Here is a 19,215-nt window from a genome sequence, read left to right as displayed (position 1 = left end):
TATAATATAAAGTCTTTGTAGGATAGGCTGCTGGCTTATAAATCTTAATCTGTAGTTTTACCTGTATTTCTTTGCAAACTCCACGGATACCGAATTACTAAAACTTCTGCAAACCTCGGCTGCGAAGTCTTTTCCGCATTGGATTATTTTATCCCATATTTCTTCATTCAAGTTATTTAAATCGCGGTATCGAACATCATATTTGAGTAATCCATAAATGAGTCCTGCATTAAAATTGTCGCCGGCTCCAATGGTGCTGACTGCCTGTAATGGTGCTACCGGATAATCTTTGTTGACCAGATTGGTGCGCAACGCTACCTTTTCTCCACCTGCAGTACAGATGAAGCGTGGGCAATAGAACTTGATTTTATCCTTGTATATCTTGTCTATATCCTGCATGTTGTACATATAGAGGAAATCCTCTAATGAACCGCGTACGATATCTGCATATTCAAGATTCTCAATAATGGTTGGAGCCAGTTTCATGGCTTCGTTTTTATGAGAAGAGCGGAAATTCGGGTCGTAATAGATGATGGCTTTCTTTTCCCGTGCCTGATCGAGTAATTCGAGAACCTTTTCCCGCAGTACCGGATTCAATGCATAATACGAACCGACCATCACAATGTCATCTTCCTCTAATTTAGGGAATAGGACGTCCAAGCGTTGTTTGGGATAATCCTTGTAAAATATATATTCTGCATCGCTTTGCTCGTTGAGAAAAGCCAGAGATACCGGTGATTTTCCGTCCGGGAATACGTTGACATGATCCGTTGGGATATTATTCTCACGCATGAATTGCAGGATAATATTGCCTACACGGTCATTCCCGGTTTCACTGATGAAGCCGACGTTTATTCCCATTCGTCCCAATGAGACGATGCCGTTGAATACAGAGCCTCCCGGTACGGCTGCGGAAGGCTGGTCACCTCGAAAGATGATATCGAGGATTGTCTCTCCGATACCGATTACTTTTCGCATAGTGATCTTGATTTTTCTCCCAGATAACCACCATGATGGCGTTTTGAATATTCGGCGATCGTAAATCCGGTTTCTTTCATGGTTTGTACCACTAATATATCTCCGATCACTGTCATGGCAGTGGTAGAGGTAGTAGGAGTCATGCCTAACACACAGACTTCAGCCGGCTTACCGGTACTAAGACAAACATCCGACTCTTTTGCCAACGGACTGTCCGGATTGCCGGTAATAACAATAAACTTCAAATCCGGATCCAGATTATGAGCCAGACGGGTTAATTCCACAATCTCCCGTGTCTTGCCCGAGTTGGAGATCAACAGGAGTAAATCATTCTTTTGTAAAATACCCAAATCCCCGTGTTGTGCTTCGCTGGGGTGCAGAAAGACAGATGGAATACCGGTGGAACAAAAAGTTGTAGCAATGTTCATGGCAATCTGTCCGGCTTTTCCCATACCGGAAGTTACCAGTTTTCCCTTTTTCTGATGTATTTGTTCTACAATCAGTTTCACTGCTTTTTCATAAGCGTCTGTTACAGGGATGTTGAGCACAGCTTGTGCTTCCTGTTGCAAAAGTTGTTTGATGGAGTCTATCATATAATCAGTTTATTTTTTCTTTTAATTCGTTCAATGTGTTTGCTACTTCGTAGTAGGTTGAGAATGGTTGTCGTGCAAAACCTTTGTCCTCCAGTGTGTGGAGTGCTTTTAATAGTTCGTCATAGAAACCATATTCGTTGTAGAAGATGACCTTTTTCCGGTGATAACCGATAGAAGCAGCAGCTATTACATGGAAAATCTCATCGAGTGTACCGACGCCTCCGGGTAGTGCGACTAACACCTCCGACTTCTCCGTTATGATGTCTTTGCGGTCACTCAAATTGCGGGTATGAATTTCTTCGTCTAACAGAATGCTTACTTTGCCGTTCTCCTCCAGTTTGGCGGGAACAACTCCGATGACCTTGCCTCCGTTTTCTTTCACGGCGCGGGCTACACATTCCATCAGTCCGAGGCTGGCCCCTCCATATATCAAGGTTTTGCCTTTCTGCCCCATCCATTCTCCTATTTGGCGGGCACTTTCGAAGTACATTTTGTCAATGTTTTCGGAGGCGGAACAGAATATTCCTATCTTTTCCATATACGTTGTTGCTGTTATAGTCCACAAATATCTGCAATTTTCTATAAACAGCAATAAGTTTTATTGTATTTTTGTGGCATTAATTCAATAAGGAAGTATAAAACAATGCAAGGTAACGAATATACATTGCCAAATGGCTTACGTATTATCCATGAACCGACCCTCTCAAAAGTAGCTTATTGTGGTTTTGCGATCGATGCCGGAACGCGCGATGAGGCAGAGAATGAGCAGGGAATGGCCCATTTTGTAGAACACCTGATTTTTAAAGGAACGGAGAAGCGTAAAGCCTGGCATATCCTCAACCGGATGGAGAATGTGGGGGGCGACCTGAATGCTTACACTAATAAGGAAGAAACGGTGGTCTATGCCGCTTTCCTGAAAGAACATCTGGAACGGGCGCTTGAACTGTTGGGGGATATTGTATTTCATTCAACCTTTCCGCAGCATGAGATAGAAAAAGAAACGGAGGTCATTATTGATGAAATCCAGTCGTATGAGGATACTCCGTCGGAACTGATCTTCGATGATTTTGAAGATATGATCTTCCGCAATCATCCATTGGGAAGAAACATTCTTGGTAAACCGGAACTGCTGCGGAGTTTTCGTACGGAAGACGTTCTATCGTTTACCCGCCGGTTTTACCAACCGGGGAATATGGTGTTTTTTGTTCAGGGACAATATGATTTCAAAAGAATCATTCGCCTGGTAGAGAAATACCTCTTGGATATTCCTGATGTAAGAGTAGAGAATCGTCGTACACCTCCGCCTCTTTATGTGCCGGAACATTTGACGGTTCCCAGAGACACACACCAGGCACATGTAATGATTGGTAGCCGTGGCTATAATGCGTATGACGACAAACGCACGGCTCTCTATTTATTGAACAATGTCCTCGGAGGTCCCGGAATGAATAGTAAACTCAATGTGTCCCTTCGTGAGCGTAGAGGACTGGTTTATAATGTAGAATCCAATCTGACCTCTTACACGGATACAGGGGCTTTCTGTATTTATTTCGGGACGGATGTAGATGATATGGATACCTGTTTGAAACTGACCTATAAGGAACTGAAGCGGATGCGTGATGTGAAAATGACTTCCTCCCAGTTGGCAGCAGCGAAAAAGCAGTTGATCGGACAAATTGGAGTGGCATCTGATAACTTTGAGAATAATGCACTGGGAATGGCGAAAACATACCTTCATTATCATAAATATGAATCATCCGAGCTTGTTTTTAAGCGTATTGAAGAGTTAACGGCACAGCAACTACTGGAGGTTGCCAATGAAATGTTTGCAGAAGAGTATTTATCAACGCTGATTTATAAGTAGCTTTTTGATACTGCTACGATATACTGACAATTAATAAACTGTTAATATTAAACTAACCATGAGAAACTTAACACGAAATGTCTGGATTTGCCTGGGTCTGATAATGTTTCCCCTTACAACATTCGGACAGCAGAAGAGCAATTTTACCTATATGCCGGCTCAAGAGCTTTTATTGGTAGGAAAAGCGACTACCGAAGGTGAATATTTCCATCGGGTAGATACAGCAAAGTATTGTACGATGCCTCCTGCAGTAAAGAAGCTATTCACCAACTCTGCGGGTTTGGCTATTTCCTTCACAACGAACAGTCCGGTGATAAAAGCTAAATGGACTGTTCCTGACAATTACCAATTGCCAAACTTGACCAGACTAGCCCAGAAAGGCTTGGATTTGTATATCAAACGGGATGGGAAATGGCAATTTGCCGGAGTAGGGATGCCGGGTGGTGTGACTACGGAAAGAGTGATTGTCGATAATATGGGAACCGAAGAGAAAGAATGTTTGTTATATCTGCCTTTATACGATGAGTTGAAGAGTCTGGAGATAGGTGTTTCTTCTGATGCTCACATACATAAAGGAGAAAATCCGTTCAAAGAGAAAATAGTAGTCTACGGATCCAGTATTTTGCAGGGAGCTTCTGCCAGCCGTCCGGGCATGGCCTATCCGGCCCGCTTATCCCGTAGCAGTGGATATAATTTCATAAATTTGGGGTTGAGTGGCAATGGAAAAATGGAGAAAGAAGTTGCCGGGATGTTAGCGGATATTGATGCAGACGCTTTTATCTTGGATTGTATTCCTAATCCTTCTCCCAAAGAGATTACCGAACGGGCTGTTGACTTTGTAATGACCTTGCGGGAAAAACATCCGGATACACCTATTATTATCATACAGACATTGATACGCGAAACGGGAAACTTTAATCAGAAAGCCCGTGAGAATGTAAAGCAACAGAATGAGGCTATCGCTGAACAAGTAGAAGTACTGCGTAAAAAAGGCGTAAAGAACCTGTATTTCATTAAAGAAGACCGTTTCTTGGGAACAGATCACGAGGGAACCATCGACGGAACTCATCCGAACGATTTGGGATTCGACCGGATGCTAAAGAAGTATAAACCTGCTATCAGCAAGATTCTGAAAATTAAGTTTAGAGACTAATAACGGAAAGAAATAAGAAGAAATAAAGGTCAATTCATGGGGGTGAATTGACCTTTTTTTTGCAAATGTGTTAAGTTGTTCCTGAAAACAAGAAGCTCGCTACTTCTTTAATAAATAAGATGTTTCGAATGACTTATAGAGAAGATTGTTCCAGATCTCTCAATCCTTTTTCCTCCAAATAATGAATAAGTTCTTGTGGACGGTCTGTTTGTATCATTGTTGCTTTATGCTTTAACATCCAGCCCCAATGTTTATCTTTACTTTCCAATAGAGCATTTTCATCATCATGTCCGCCACATAGACTATCCCATAAAGTATTCATCCATATCCGACTACCTGATTTAGCGATTTCATCTATTATTTTTAGATTCGGATTTGCATCATCTTTGAAGCATAATTCGTAAGCAATTGGGGTAAAGTTTTTGATAAAAGTTTGTATAGTGGCAACTGCTTCTTTATCCCATAAATTAACGATAGGCATATAAAGCATGCTTTCATTGGAGCCATACTCTTTTTTCACTTTCTCTACAGGATAGTATCCTTTGATGATGACCTGTTTCTCCATTCCACATTCCTGGATGATAGGCATAATTTCTTTTATGTAAGTACCTCCTTTGTCTATATTGACAAGAATACGGCCTTTACAGACATTTAATGCTTCTTTCAGTGTGGGGATTGGTTGGCGGGTCTTGATTCCGTTGCCGCTGCGTAGGACGAACTTTTTCAGTTCCTCGGTCGTATAATCTTTTATCGGTCCCTTTCCCGTAGAAGTACGGTCGAGAGTTTCGTCGTGCATACAAATAAAGTTGCCATCTTTAGTCGGTTGTATGTCAAGTTCTATCATATCAACTTTCATTGCAATTGCTTTTTCGATACTTTGCAGGGAGTTTTCCGGCGCATTGCGCCAGTCTCCTCTATGAGCGATAACAAAGATATACTTCGATTCATTATCATGTAGATTTTTCAAAAGTTTATCAGTCCTTGTTTGTGCGCTGATGGAAAATGCGGTTAGCAGAATAGGTAGTAAGAAAAAAAGTTTTTTCGTCATAACTTAATAGAATTCATTAATGATGGTAAAAGTCACCCGGGGCATCGCCCCGGGTGCTCGCTATTATTTGACAGTAATGCGGCGAATCAGGTAATTGACGGCGCCTGCCACATACATTGTTTTGCAGTCCTCCGTAATTATGATTTCATACGGTTGGTTGAAGGTAGCCTTCAGTCCTTTTCCGTCGGAGAAACCTGCTTTCCCAGAACCAGCGATGGTTTCCAGCGTTCCTTTCGAGTAGTCTCCATTTGCGTCAGGAGTTAGTTTGCGGATGCAGTTGTACGTGTTATCCGAAAGATACAGGCATCCATCTGAACCGGCAGCTACCCCGAAAGTAGCACCCACTTTTGCACTAAGCGGATTACCGGGTTCTCCGTCATAATACTCTTGTCCTTTTACTCCGTCTCCTGCAATTGTTTTTTGCGTGCCATCTGGACTGATTTGAATCAACACATACCCATTAGAAGTACCAACAATCATATTCTTGTTTTTGTCGAACACAATATAGTTGGGAGATACGTTAAGAGTGGCGAAAGTTGTTTTTGTACCTGAAGGTGTGAATTTATAAATCGCCTTATTGTCGCGTGCCGATACATATATGTTATCTTCATCATCGAATGTAACATTCATTGGACTCTTCATTTCGGATGCTATGGTTGAAACAGACATACTGCCGGTTTCTATTTTCCGTAACATTCCTTTTCCTTTGTCGATGAAATAATAGTTTCCTTTCGAATCGAATCCACCTTGCCAGATAGCACTGCTACCGTCTACTGCCACATCGAGGAGTGAAGTGACCAGGAAGTCCGGAGAGATACGTCGTATATAGTTGTATCCTCGTTCTGTAAACCATAAACTGCCATCCGGAGCAAAAGCGATACCAGTGGGAAGCTTGGTTGTGGCTTCCGTACCGACTCCGTCTGTCATTTCGAATACTCCCTTCTGTCCAACGATTGTTTGAACGATATATTCCTGATCGGGTGTTTTCAGATAATTGAGCTCGAGGCCTGTCAATTCACCCGAGGGGGATTTGACGCGGATGGAATATTTTCCCGGAGCCATTTCAGGTAATATTATTTTCAGTTCGTCCTTGAAGGCTTCTATAACGGTTGCCTGCTGGTCGTTGATGAAAACAGCATTTTCTTCCGGCACCGTGCTGAAATTACGTCCCAGTATTGTAGCTATTTCACCGGAATAAACATTGGTGGGTTTCACGAGGACCAGCCTAAGCTCTGTCACTGACGCTTTGTAGTCATTATCATTGCAGGCTACAAACAATGATAAGAGTGGGCAGGCGAGCAGTAGTATGTATATCTTTCTCATAGTCTTTTATTTATTTACTGTTATGGTACGAATCAAATGGTTTTGCTCATCAGCGATATATACTTTATCCGAAACCAGTACGCTTGCAGGGCAATTGAATGTAGCTGTCAGGGCAGAACCATCAATTTTACCTTTCGTTCCCGGAATACCGGCTATTGTTTTTAATGTTCCTTTCGTATAGTCGCCTTCTGCATCCGGTGTTAGCGTACGTATGGTATGCATTGTATAATCGGTGATATAAAGTACCTCATCCGGGCCGAATGCAATGCCGAATGTTGCCCCCATGGTTGCTTTTGACAGGTCGTTCTGTTCACCATCAGAATAAGTCGCGGCAGTGGGTACTACGCCAGTTCCGAATACAGTTTTTAGTGTACCGTCCGTATCGAACATATGCAGCTGATAAGTACCGCCGGTACCTACAAAAATTCTTCCCTTCTTATCTACCGCCATACAATTGGGACCGGCTTTGAGTGAAGACATATCGTAGTTAGTTACAGTACTGCCGGATGTTATTTTCTTTACTGCCTTATTATCGCGGTCCGCGATATACATATTACCGTTACTATCAAAAGTGACGCTCATCGGACTTTTAAAGGTTGTTTCGGTGGAGAACACAGAGCAAGTGCCTTCCTGTGTAATCTTAATAATATTATTCAAAGCTTTATTGGCTACATAATATATACCCGAGAGATCGAAACCACCTTGCCAGGGAGCATTAAATGTAACGGTGCCACTTTGGGCAACAGTTGAAACATTATATTCCTGATCCATTTTTCTGATGACGTTATTTCCTCTTTCGGCAATCCATATGTCACCATTGGGTGCGAGAGCTAGTCCCTGCGGGAATTTGAAAGAGGCAGCCGTTCCCTTACCGTCAGTAGAGGTAGTTGCGGAGTTACCTGCTACTGTTGCAACTGTGTAAGATAAATCTTCGTAGGTGAAACTTAGATTCTCTACCGTTTTATCTGCGACAGTAACTTTGACTGGATAGGTACCGGAAGGATTCTCCGGAGCAATAATGGTTAGCGTTGTTGCGGTTACAACTTTTACGGTTGCCTGCTTTCCGTTTATGGAAACCATGTTCTCTTCGACCGTTGTTCCAAATCCTTCTCCTGAAATCACCACTTCCTCTCCGGCTTTTCCACGTGCGGGGGTTAGAGAAGAGGTCGTTAATGTCACTGTGTGAAGGTAAGTAAACAGGGGGCTTTCAGCTTCTTTAGTACCAATTCTCACACGGATAGGGTAACTGCCTTCCTCGGTGTCGGGAATGATAATTTTGAGTTGGCTGGAAGTCGCCTCTTTAACTTCAGCAGTCACTCCGTTGATTGTCACCTGATTTTCTGATACCACTGTGCTGAAACACTGACCGATCAGTGTCACTAAATCTCCTGCATAGGCAGAGGAGGGCATAACCTGTAATACAGCAAGTTCAGGTGGAGCTTGAGGTGTTGCATAAGTAAATTTGAGTCCTTCTACAACTTCCCCTTTCACACTAACTTTGATTGAATAAGTACCTTCCGGATTATTGGGAAGAGCAATCACTAAACGATTCTGGGTTGCATCGATAATTTCCGCTTGTACTCCGTTAATAAATACCTCATTATCAATTGCTGTTTCAGAAAAATGAACTCCTGAAATAATTGCGGTACCTCCTGTCGATCCAGCTTTCGGAATAATGGAAATGAGTTTCGGAGGAAATTGTCGGGAATCGGATTCGTCCGATTCCGAACATCCACAGAACAAGTTGCAACAAAATAGGATAGATAAAATAAATATTGAGTTCTTCATACTTTCTGCTTTTTAAGGTTCATTGACTGTTACCATCCACGTATTTACGACAGGTCGCTCCTGTCCATCAGAAGGCCGGTTCCGTATTTGGAATATATCCGCTATCGGATGTCGTATAAGCATTTGGGTAGAACCGCCACCATCCAGGTTCACAGCCCATGAGCATCCTAATGCTTTCATTATTGAACCCATTTCCGGATAAGTAAGTCCGTATGAGTAGAACTCTACACGTCCGTCAGCCACCATGAAGTAGACATGACCATCATCTGAATATCCAAGACAAGTACGCGGATCGATACCTGGATAAGTCGCGCCGGATATTTCTCCATCCCGTAGCACGATAACTCCGCTCCCGGTCACTTCTTTGAGGTTGTACTGCATACCACGATACTCCACAGAGTCGGCAATTACCATTTTGTTGTCTTTCGTCAGCGCGATAAAACTCAAAGCTTGTTGGGGAAGTGTTTCTTTAAAGATGAATGAGTTTTTTAAGATCACTCCATTGCGATGAATGGGCCCCCTGATATCCATTGTACTGACATCCCAAAAATCAGCATTAATCATGGCAGCTACCCGGTGCCACGGACGGTCGGCGTAATCTGCCATTTCTGTTAGTGTCTGCCGCTGGAAGTTGTTGCGTACATCCGCATCATACGGCATACCTACTTCTAATGAAACCCCTGGTTCATTCAAATCAATGTCGATTATAAATATATGAGTAGAGCGGCTGTCTGCCTTTTGAAAGTGGACATCTGTTTCCGTAACTCCCAATGCAACAACAAAGCTGGTATCGGTATATACACGTGCCACTGTTTCACTACCCGCTAATAGTTTTTGACCGATTTTTGTTTGCGGGGTATAATGTACGTCTTCAATTGTATCGTTTGAGCAACTTAAGAAAGCCACTGGTAATACAAATGACAGAATCTGCATGTATTTTAATAAGTTCATCATTTTCATTGTTTTAGTTAGCCCAATATGAATTTTGATTTAAAAGTTTATTGAGAGACCTTTCTTTGGCAGGAATAGGTAATTTGTTATACTTGCGCTCAAAGCCGAGATCACTTTCCAGGCGGTTGAGGCGGACAAGGTCGAACCAACGGAAACCTTCTGCCAGTAGTTCCGTATGTCTCTCATTGAGAATTGCATCTATGAAGTCTTCTTCAGTGGCAGGGTGTACAGAAGGAAGACCACGAAAGTTCCGAAGCTCATTCAAACGGGTAAGCCCTTTGGAAAGTCCTTGTGCTTCAGCACTGATCAGGTACATTTCCCCCAAACGGGTAATAATGATCGGATCGGTAGTCACCTCTCCACCGGGATATTTATTAATGACTTCATTTGTTTCCTGCATATCAATTGATATGGCGGTTCGTTTATCATCCGGTTCGAACATATTCATCACTTTTGTCGTCGGCGCATATGTATAGCTACCTCCATTGGCAGAAGCACGTGAATAGAGGGAAGCACTCAAGTTTACGCTTGATTCATTGAGCAGATTGACAAATGAGAATATTTCTTCTCGGTTTGCTTTTCCACGGAAGATCTGGTCGAAGTCGGCAAGTGAGAAATTGGCATCACCTATCACTTCTTCAGCAAGTTTGGCAGCTTCAGTCATTTTGCCTTGTGCAAGTTTGGTTCTTGCCATTAAAGCCTTTGCCGCTTGTTTTGAGACGTAATACTTGTCGGAAAAAGTAGGAGCATAATCTATTGCTACCTGAAAATTCTTTTCTACAAAACTCCATCCTTCTGTTTCGGTAGATGCTGCGATGTCTCCCGAGAAAGGAGCTTCGAGAATGGGAACTTCTCCATAGCGGGTAACCAGGTGATAATAAATCAGACCACGGAAGAAACTGGCTACTCCCAGTATCTCGTTTCGTGACTGGCTGGCTGCTAATTTGTCAACTGCGACAATCAGTGAATTTACTTGGTAGAGAGCAGTATAAAATCCATCCCACGGTCCGCTGACGAAACCGCTTTCAGGGGTAACCAGGTCTTTTACCAATAATACCGGATCTTTCAGTCCTGTCGCTCCGCCGCGGACAAGATCTCCGCCGACAATGTCTTGTGTAAGATAACCATTGACTGTTGGTTTGTTTTGTATATAAAAGTAGAGTCCGGTAAGCAGTAATTGAGCATCCTCCTCGGTGAGGTTATCACTGGATACGGCATTATGCGGATATTGGTCCATTTCGTTGCAACTAGTGGCAAACACCAATAATACTGTTAATAACGATATAATAAAATTCTTCATATCTGTTAGAATTTAAGATTGACACCTATTGTAAACGTACGCGGTTGGGATGGGTAGAGATAATCATATCCCATATTGGTTGCAGAGAGGCTTACATTTACTTCCGGATCCAGATACGGCCACTTCGTTAATATGAAGAGGTTATCTGCCTGGAAATATATGCGTAGATTATCGATATGTATCCGGTTAATCCAACTTTTTGGGAGGGTATATCCAATAGAAGCTGTACGGCAACGGATATAAGATGCATCGTGTAACATTCGGGTATTGACAAACTTGGTTGAGTTCCACGTATAACCATAAATGGCACGCGGATTTTCGTTAGTACTGCCTGGTCCCGTCCAACGGGATTCTGCAGATGATTTCAGTATCGGCCATGTACCGTTACCCATTCGTAAACCTCCGGTCCACAGTTCATAGAGCTTGTTGCCTGACGAAAATGTAAAGAACAGGCTCAAGTCAACGCCTTTGTACTTGAATGTGTTATTGAAACCACCGGTGAACTTTGGATTAGCCGAGCCGACAAACTGTTTGTCGTTTTCGTCTATGACATCGTTACCATCCACATCTTCGTAAATACAGTCTCCTGCTCTTACGCCCTGATCGTAAATCTTGGCAGGAATTTCATCATCCGACTGGTAAATACCTTTCCACTTAATCATATAGAAGGACCCTATCGGTTCGCCGACTTTAAGGGCGTGCATCGAGCTGGTTGTCAATATCTCATTATTGTCGAGAAGCGCAGTCAGTTTATTTCTGATAAAGGAGATATTGAAATCTGAATGCCATGAGAATGAACCTTTGCTAAGGTTGGCTCCTAAGGTAAATTCGAGTCCTTTATTACGCATTGATCCGATATTACATACCTGGCTGGTATAACCCGATGTAGCAGGAGTTGGCTTTTGGTAAAGCAAGTCCTTGGTATCTTTGATAAATGCATCTGCTGTGAATGTGATCGCACCTCTGAAAAAAGAAAGGTCTACTCCGACGTCAGCTTGTTGGGCTTTTTCCCATTTAAGATCGCGGTTGCCTGCAGTAGTCAGTCCTAAACCGTTCTCACCGTTATAGTTGTACCCTCCACCGGCTAATGCTTGATAAGCATAAGAGCCGATACCTCCCTGATTACCGGTGCAACCCCAGCTTGCGCGGAACTTTACATCGGTTTGTGGATATTTCCACCAAGATTCTTCTCCCAAATTCCAACCGGCGCTGACAGACGGGAAATATCCGTAGCGATTGCTGGATATGAATTTGGAAGAACCGTCAGCACGCATGGTTCCCGTTAGTAAATAGCGGTTCTTGTAGTTCAGACTTAAACGGCCGAAGAATGATTGGAGCAGGAATGAAGAAAGTCCTGTACTTATATCCGAGTATTCGGCAGCAACAGAGTTGACGTCAAAAGAAGGAGAGGGGAATCCGATACCCGTTTGTGCGGCTGAGGAAGTTACATCCTTTTGTATAGAATGCCCCAGCATGACGTCCAGAGAGAAATCTTCTTCAAAGGAGTGTTTATAAGTGAGCACGTTTTCCCATAAAGTACTCGCATAAGATTTTCGTCCGTCAATAAGCTTTCCTACTTTATTGCCATAGGGGTGATCGGCTGTGTAATAAATGTGTTCTTCCGTATAGTTGAAATCCTCTCCGAGTGTAGTTTTGAAGTTCAAGTCTTTCGTTATGTTAAACAGCATATAGAGTGAACCGAGGGCACGGTAATTATCGATATATACATCTTCTTCGTTAAGAGCCTGTATCGGGTTATGGTTGGCCAATTCCTGTCCTCCGACAGCATATTCTCCGTCGGGACGATAAGGGGAATCCCATGGACGTTGTTCGATGGCGCGGGTAATGACACTGGTTCCTATATTATAGCCGGTGGGAACGCGGTTATTACGCGAGTAACTTAAATTCAGGGCGGTTCCTACCTTGAGCCACTTTTTGATTTCCGTGTCCAGATTAACCTTCAAATTGTAACGTTTGAGCTGATTGTTGATAATTACACCTTCGTTGTGTTTGTAATTGGCGGACAAGTAATAATTCGTTTTATCTGTTCCGCCTGACACAGACGCGGTAGTCGTGTAGGTAACAGCCGTACGAAGTACCAGATCGAGCCAGTTTGTCTGTGCTTTTCCCGGTGCAGGGTTATCAATACGTGCCTGCGTACTGTTGGTTTGCAGATTATAGTTGTCGATAGCTTCGTTCAGAACTTCCAGAAACAGATCAGTGTCGGTCATATCCAGTTTGTCTGTTCTGGTCAGGTTGGAGAAACTAACATTCGTGTCAATGTTTACTTTGGCCTGTCCCTTGCTTCCTTTTTTAGTTGTTATCAGGATAACACCATTTGTTGCACGTGAGCCATAAATAGCAGCGGAAGCTGCATCCTTCAAAATCTGTATAGATTCTACGTCGGAGGGATTGAAATCATTCAGACCGTTCATTGATTGTGCTCCCCAAGCACCAGTATCTCCTGACGTATTGTTGATAGGTACTCCGTCAATTACATATAGTGGTTCGTTACCTGCGGTAATTGAACCGATTCCACGGATACTGACCCGATTTTTACTTCCCGGTACACCGGATGCTGACGTTATATTCACTCCGGATACGCGTCCCTGCAACAGTTCGTCAACACCTAATACCTGGCGGACATTGACTTCTCCCGGTTTATAAGTTCCAATGGAAGAGGTAACATCCCGCTTGGTTTTGGAGCCATATCCGATGACGATAACTTCATCCATGACGTGTGCATCTTCTTCCAGCGCTATGTTGATTGTTGGTGAAGCACCGATGCGGATAGATTTCTTTTTGTATCCGATGTAGGATATTTCCAACGGCTTGGATAGGTCTGCTGTGACGGTGAAATTTCCTTCAACATCTGTAATTGTTCCGATGCCACCTTCCTGTATTACATTGGCTCCGATAATCGGTTCGCCTTTTCCATCTGTCACAGTACCTTTGATGGTTTTCTTTTCGTTTTTTTTCTGTTGTTGCACTTCTTGCTTCACTAATACTATGGTATTGTTATTAAGCGAATAAGAAACATTTAATGGAGTGAATACTTGTGACAGTACTTGATCAAGAGGCTTATTTTTACAGTTGACGGTCACTTTCGATTGGTCGTTGAGGACATTGTTCCGATAAACGAATGTATACCGGGTTTGTTTCTCGATCTCCTTTATGAATGTTTTCACCGTACCATTATTGATGTTTACCGACACATTTCCTTTTTGTGCCAATGCTTCTGTTGTGGATAGTAAAATCATTCCAGTGAGCAAAATGGTAAAGTTTCTAAAAATAAGGAGATTATGTCTCCTCTTTTTAAAGGAAAAAATTAACTTTGTGTAATTCATAGTTGATACTATTTTTTCATGTTTTAATGGATTAATTTTATCGACTTTCATACAACCAAAGGATTGGGCGATTCTTTGGTTGTTTTTCTTTAAATAGCTTATATTATATCTTTCATAGGCTCCTTTCTTTTGAGGTTAATAAATAATGATTTTATCTTTATGTATCTCATATTTGAATTTATACTGAAGGCTCAATGAATGGATAACATTCTGTATATTTTCATGGCGGAAAGAACCGGACAGTAAATCTTGTGCAATCTGTGGATATTTTAGTTCTATTTCTACTCCATACCACCGTTCTATTTGCTCTATAACATCAATTAAAGGCTCGGAGTCGAAAATTAGATAATCATTACACCAGCCTGTTTCTACATGCACATCAGCTTTTGTAATTTTGAGGGCTTTGTCTACACTGGAGTAGGTTGCTTTTTCACCGGGAGTAAGCGTATATTCGTGCGGGAGAGAGCCGCCGGATATTTTAATTTTTCCGGTAAGCAGAGAGGTTTCGATAACATCTTTCTTATATGTATTCACATTGAAAGAAGTTCCCAATACTTCGATCTGGAAGTCATTTACCATGACTCTGAAAGGACAGTCCGGGCTTTTGGCTACATCGAAGAAAGCTTCTCCTGATAGATGTACGAGTCGTTGTTCTGTATCATTGACGTCATATCTGATGGTAGTGGCACCATTCAGTTGCACTTTTGTTCCGTCCGGCAATATGATCTCTGATTTGCTGCCGGGTTTTACATTGGCAGTTATCATTTGTTGCGAACTTGGAGTATCGAATAAGGAATATATGCCGAAGGAAGAGGTGACGAGTAGAGCGATGACAGCGGCATATTTCGCAAATTGATACCAGCGTCTTCTCCAGATGATTTGATGAAGTTCCTTACGTATCTGCTTTTTCATCATGGGGGGCATCCCGATTTCCGGTGCAGAATCTTTTTCCATGTTTATCATGGTATTCCAAAGTTCTTCATCCGGTATGTGGTCAAGTTCTTTTTTGAACTCTCTCAAGTCAGAAGAAGGTAGTCCCTTCTCCATATATCGGCGGTATAAATCTTTAAAATGTGTAGCCATATTATAGGTGTTTCTATTGGTTATACGTGAATGGAATAAGAGAGTACTATGATTTCTTTGTGTTTTATAACATAAAAATCAGATAGAGATCTTTTTTGTGGGAGAAGATATTATTGCCTTCCCCTTGTGATGTGTTGCAGTGACGATATTATAAGAAGAAAATAAAGAGAATATTATATTTCATTATTTCGCTGCGAAGGATCTTCAGAGCGGAAGTCAGATAGTTCTTTACTGTTTGCTCGGAAAGCTCCAGTTGCTCGGCAATCTGTTTGACTGGAATATGTTTTTCTCTGCTTAGTTCATAAATCTCTCGTTCCCGTTGTGACAGAATATTCTTTGATTTCTTCAGTTGTTGCAGGAATTCATCATACAATAATAGGTCTTCTGGAGATACATCGCTCTCTTGGTTCTCGCAATACTCCATAAAGTCTTCGAATTGTAGTTCGTTGACTTGTTTGCGGAAATAATCGATTACCTGATGTTTGGCAATAGTGAAAATAAAGGCTTGCAGGTTGCCAAAGCTATTCAGTTGGCTACGGTTGTCCCATAGGCGTAAAAAGGTATCCTGAACAATATCTTGTGCCAGGGAACGATTTTTTAGTTGTTTAAGAACAAAGCTGTAAAGTCGGTCGGCGTAGGCTTCATAAATCTGGGTAAAAGCCTGGTAAGAGCCGTTGCGTAGTTCTTTTATGCACTGTATTTCGTCTATTTTCATCCTTTCTGTAATAGAAGTAGGTCAGGCAAATGTACTGAAATAATTTAGAAATAAACAAATCTATGTGAATAAATAAAGAGAAACCGATGTCCGGTAGTTGGCAGATGAATTTTATTTTGCAATCATATTACAATCATATATTGAGCTTTATTGTACCGTCTCTTGCTTTCCGCTAATTAATTTTGTATCTTTACTGTTTTTTACCCTTGCAAAGACAAGTGGTCATCTTATGCAGTGATAAATATCACTTTATAAGGTGATATTTGTTTTTCTATAAGGTGACTATTGTCCCGTTACAACTGGACAACTACCCGAGTGCATAAACTATGATAAATCTCTGCACTGAAAATCTTTATTCTCTGCACTGAAAAGTCTTAAATATAATAATAAGATTATGGCCTTTTACAATTTAAAGAAGAAGCCTGCCTTGACTACTAAGGAAGGAGAAACGGAAACAATGTATGCCGACATTGTCTACAGTGGAACGATTCCGGCAGAACGATTGATCCGTGGCGTTGCTAAGAGAACCGGATTTAAGGAAGGAGTGATAGAAGGTATCCTTATAGAACTGAAAGAGGATGTATTGCAATATCTGGGTGAAGGATACCGCGTTGAATTGGGAGAGTTCGGTTTCTTTTCAGCCAAAGTGAAAGCTTCCCGATTGGTAGCAAATAAGAATGATATTCGTTCTGAATCCGTAGCTTTCAACGGGGTGAATTTCCGTGCTTCCAAGAGTATGCGTGTAGGTATTCGCGGAGATTTGGAGCGCAGAAAGTGTGTCGATTTCAATACTTCGCGTAAGTGGGACAGGGAGAACCTGAAGAAACTCGTCCTGCAATATATCGGAGAGCATGGCTTCATCACAAGAACCACTTATACAGAACTTACCGGGCGTTTGAAGAATACTGCATTGGACGATCTTAAATCTTTTGCGGCCGAAGGCATTATCAAGCGGGAGGGACGGGGTAATCAGATGCATTTTATAGCACTGCCACGAAAGGAACCGGATGGCGAGTAGTGAACTCTGATTGGATATGTTTAACTTGCGTTCGTGTGTCTAAAACATACTGTTATCGTCCATCATTAAATGATATTATGGCTAGAAATTTGTATCTTAGCGCCCATGTTGGGTTGCTAATCCGGTAACCGTGTATGTTTGTTTTTATAATACTTCTAAAATAAAAAAACGATGTTTCAGAAACTTGTAGCTATAGAGCCGGTCAGTCTGGTTCCGTCGGCCGAAAAAGCGTTGTATTCATTTGCCGGTCAGGTGGTGATGTATCCTGATGTACCCGCGAGTGATGATGAAATCATTGCCCGTATCGGAGATGCCGATGCGGTGCTTTTGAGTTATACCTCCCGTATCAACCGGTATGTACTTGAATGTTGTCTGAATGTGAAATACATTGGAATGTGTTGCTCGCTCTATTCTCCCGAAAGTGCGAATGTCGATATTCGCTATGCCAATGAACGGGGTATCACGGTAACAGGTATCCGGGATTATGGTGATGAGGGAGTGGTAGAATATGTCGTCAGTGAGTTGGTGCGCTGTTTGCATGGCTTCGGGCAGGAATCGTGGGAGGAGTTACCTCGTGAGATCACCGGCTTAAAAGTCGGAATAGTCGGATTGGGTAAGTCGGGCGGCATGATAGCGGACGCTTTGAAGTTCTTTGGTGCTGATATTTCATATTATGCCCGCAGTGAGAAAGAAGCGGCTACTGCCAAAGGATATTGCTTTTTGCCGTTGGAGAAACTCCTTGCAGAGAGTGAAGTCATTTGCTGTTGCCTTAATAAAAATACGGTTCTGCTGCATGAAGAGGAATTCAGGCAGATGGGTAATCGGAAAATCTTATTCAATACCGGTTTGTCGCCGGCATGGGATGAGGCAGCTTTCGCTGAATGGCTGGAAGGTGACAACCTTTGTTTTTGTGACACGATAGGCGCGTTGGGGAGTGAGCAACTGCTCAATCATCCGCATGTACGTTGTATGCAGGTGTCTACTGGCCGCACGCGTCAGGCGTTTGACCGCCTGAGCGCAAAAGTATTGGCCAATCTGTCAGAATACAATGGGTGATGTGATATTAATCAGGGTGCTCACTACTGACCACCCTGCAATATCCGATGTAGCACTATAAATGTCTACTACGGCATGCACCTGGTCATTTTTGATTTCTACCCTTTGCGTATCTCCCACAAATCCGGGGGTAGATTGTATGGATACCTGCATGTTCTCCGGACCGACAGAAGCTCGTGAGGCGGCAACTGTAACATTCACTTTGGTTGGAAAGAGGCGAATAGCTTCCGCAGCACTTCCGGAGAAAACAGTACGTTGCTCCGTTTGCAAGGAATCATCATAAACGGGAGTTCCTTTGAGTCCGTTAGGACCTTTTTCATTGAAGAAGCGGGCCGTCGTATTTCCCATCAGAGAGGCAGTTCTTAAAACATCGAATCCACCGGTAGCTCCGGATGCGATATAGATTCGTGTACCATTTGCCTTGGCTGTTTCTGTCACTTCCTGATAGAATGTCTCGTCTGCCAAAGCACCGATAGACAAGGTAATGACAGAGGTTCCCTTTCTCAATGCCGGCAAAGCCAATTCCCGCATAGCGGCAGGAGAGGCCGATTCCACCAGATAATCTGGTTTTAATGCTAATAACTCTTCCAATGTGGCGCAAGCAATGCAGGGCTTGCCATGTTGCTGCATTTTATGAACGATGTGCGCTGTTTTTGAAGCCGTACGCGAATAGACACCTACCAAGTCATAATCTGGTAATAAGCCTTTGACAACTGCATCCGCAACGATTCCTGCAAGTCGTCCACATCCTACAATGACTAATTTTTTCATGCAACAAAGATAATACTTTTATTGGTAAGAGCTTGGATTGGTAATATGGTATTTATTTTCATCAGGTCTGTATCTGGGAATGGATTTGTCTGATAGAGTAAGACTCATTTTTATTAATAATAATGTAACATATACTCTGTCTGGCTTCTGTTTTTTCTTTATAATAGTCTGTTTGTTCCTTTAATTTATGAGCCATTTATAGTTAGGTTACGAAGATTTTCTCTACA

At 42.4% G+C, this 19,215-nt stretch carries 16 protein-coding genes; 4 read left to right on the top strand and 12 right to left on the bottom strand.

Translation table 11 applies throughout. The features are described from left to right. Positions 1-57 precede the first annotated feature (57 nt). From DW862_RS07825 to DW862_RS07815, 3 genes are read right to left on the bottom strand one after another with little or no spacing between them, the layout of a single operon-like run. Positions 58-978 (bottom strand): carbohydrate kinase, encoded by a 921-nt coding sequence (locus DW862_RS07825; RefSeq protein WP_055235642.1) that lies wholly within the window; start codon positions 976-978, stop codon positions 58-60. After that, positions 966-1,571: an SIS domain-containing protein gene (locus DW862_RS07820; protein ID WP_004298060.1), complete on the bottom strand. Its 606-nt coding sequence runs from the start codon at positions 1,569-1,571 to the stop codon at positions 966-968. Before DW862_RS07820 ends, DW862_RS07825 begins: the two co-directional genes overlap by 13 nt. Before the next feature lie 4 nt (positions 1,572-1,575). Then, positions 1,576-2,109 carry a TIGR00730 family Rossman fold protein gene (locus DW862_RS07815; RefSeq protein ID WP_008023845.1) on the bottom strand — a complete coding sequence of 178 codons (534 nt, stop codon included), beginning with the start codon at positions 2,107-2,109 and terminating at the stop codon, positions 1,576-1,578. Positions 2,110-2,214: 105 nt separating this feature from the next. Here DW862_RS07815 and DW862_RS07810 point away from each other — a divergent pair, with 105 nt between their 5' ends. After that, positions 2,215-3,435 (top strand): pitrilysin family protein, encoded by a 1,221-nt coding sequence (locus tag DW862_RS07810; RefSeq protein WP_055235644.1) that lies wholly within the window; start codon positions 2,215-2,217, stop codon positions 3,433-3,435. A gap of 58 nt (positions 3,436-3,493) precedes the next feature. Continuing rightward, positions 3,494-4,588: an SGNH/GDSL hydrolase family protein gene (locus DW862_RS07805; protein WP_055235645.1), complete on the top strand. Its 1,095-nt coding sequence runs from the start codon at positions 3,494-3,496 to the stop codon at positions 4,586-4,588. A 133-nt stretch (positions 4,589-4,721) separates the two neighbouring features. Here the strand turns inward: DW862_RS07805 and DW862_RS07800 are convergent, their stop codons facing one another. From DW862_RS07800 to DW862_RS07765, 8 genes are all read right to left on the bottom strand, one after another. After that, positions 4,722-5,636: a glycerophosphodiester phosphodiesterase family protein gene (locus DW862_RS07800; RefSeq protein WP_008023849.1), complete on the bottom strand. Its 915-nt coding sequence runs from the start codon at positions 5,634-5,636 to the stop codon at positions 4,722-4,724. Positions 5,637-5,699: 63 nt separating this feature from the next. Continuing rightward, positions 5,700-6,959, bottom strand: a complete 1,260-nt coding sequence (locus DW862_RS07795) for an IPT/TIG domain-containing protein (RefSeq protein ID WP_004313817.1) — start codon at positions 6,957-6,959, stop codon at positions 5,700-5,702. A 6-nt stretch (positions 6,960-6,965) separates the two neighbouring features. Then, complete coding sequence (locus tag DW862_RS07790; RefSeq protein ID WP_120067665.1) at positions 6,966-8,747, bottom strand: IPT/TIG domain-containing protein; 1,782 nt, start codon at positions 8,745-8,747, stop codon at positions 6,966-6,968. A 12-nt stretch (positions 8,748-8,759) separates the two neighbouring features. After that, positions 8,760-9,701, bottom strand: coding sequence for a phosphodiester glycosidase family protein (locus DW862_RS07785; RefSeq protein WP_225473428.1), 942 nt, complete (start codon positions 9,699-9,701; stop codon positions 8,760-8,762). 10 nt (positions 9,702-9,711) lie between these two features. Continuing rightward, positions 9,712-10,998 carry a RagB/SusD family nutrient uptake outer membrane protein gene (locus DW862_RS07780; protein WP_004313820.1) on the bottom strand — a complete coding sequence of 429 codons (1,287 nt, stop codon included), beginning with the start codon at positions 10,996-10,998 and terminating at the stop codon, positions 9,712-9,714. A gap of 5 nt (positions 10,999-11,003) precedes the next feature. After that, entirely contained in the window at positions 11,004-14,258 is a 3,255-nt protein-coding gene (locus tag DW862_RS07775; RefSeq protein ID WP_009040956.1) for a TonB-dependent receptor, read from the bottom strand. Between the two features lie 222 nt (positions 14,259-14,480). Further along, complete coding sequence (locus DW862_RS07770; RefSeq protein WP_008023857.1) at positions 14,481-15,428, bottom strand: FecR family protein; 948 nt, start codon at positions 15,426-15,428, stop codon at positions 14,481-14,483. Positions 15,429-15,576: 148 nt separating this feature from the next. Further along, the gene (locus DW862_RS07765; RefSeq protein WP_008023858.1) at positions 15,577-16,143 is read right to left on the bottom strand and encodes an RNA polymerase sigma factor; all 567 of its coding nucleotides are present in this window, start codon (positions 16,141-16,143) and stop codon (positions 15,577-15,579) included. A gap of 394 nt (positions 16,144-16,537) precedes the next feature. On the opposite strand from DW862_RS07765, the gene DW862_RS07760 reads away from it, so the two are divergent. Then, on the top strand, positions 16,538-17,161 hold the full coding sequence (locus DW862_RS07760; RefSeq protein WP_008023859.1) for an HU family DNA-binding protein: 624 nt from the start codon (positions 16,538-16,540) through the stop codon (positions 17,159-17,161). 171 nt (positions 17,162-17,332) lie between these two features. Beyond that, on the top strand, positions 17,333-18,217 hold the full coding sequence (locus tag DW862_RS07755; RefSeq protein WP_004309884.1) for an NAD(P)-dependent oxidoreductase: 885 nt from the start codon (positions 17,333-17,335) through the stop codon (positions 18,215-18,217). On the opposite strand, the gene DW862_RS07750 is transcribed toward DW862_RS07755, so the two are convergent. After that, positions 18,200-18,988: an aspartate dehydrogenase domain-containing protein gene (locus DW862_RS07750; protein WP_120067663.1), complete on the bottom strand. Its 789-nt coding sequence runs from the start codon at positions 18,986-18,988 to the stop codon at positions 18,200-18,202. The genes DW862_RS07755 and DW862_RS07750 overlap by 18 nt on opposite strands. Positions 18,989-19,215: the final 227 nt, after the last annotated feature.

The organism is Bacteroides sp. AM37-9 (assembly GCF_003603455.1).
Lineage (GTDB): Bacteria > Bacteroidota > Bacteroidia > Bacteroidales > Bacteroidaceae > Bacteroides > Bacteroides xylanisolvens.
The sequence above is the reverse complement of the archived record's forward strand: the minus strand, read 5'-3'. Positions and strand labels throughout refer to the sequence as shown.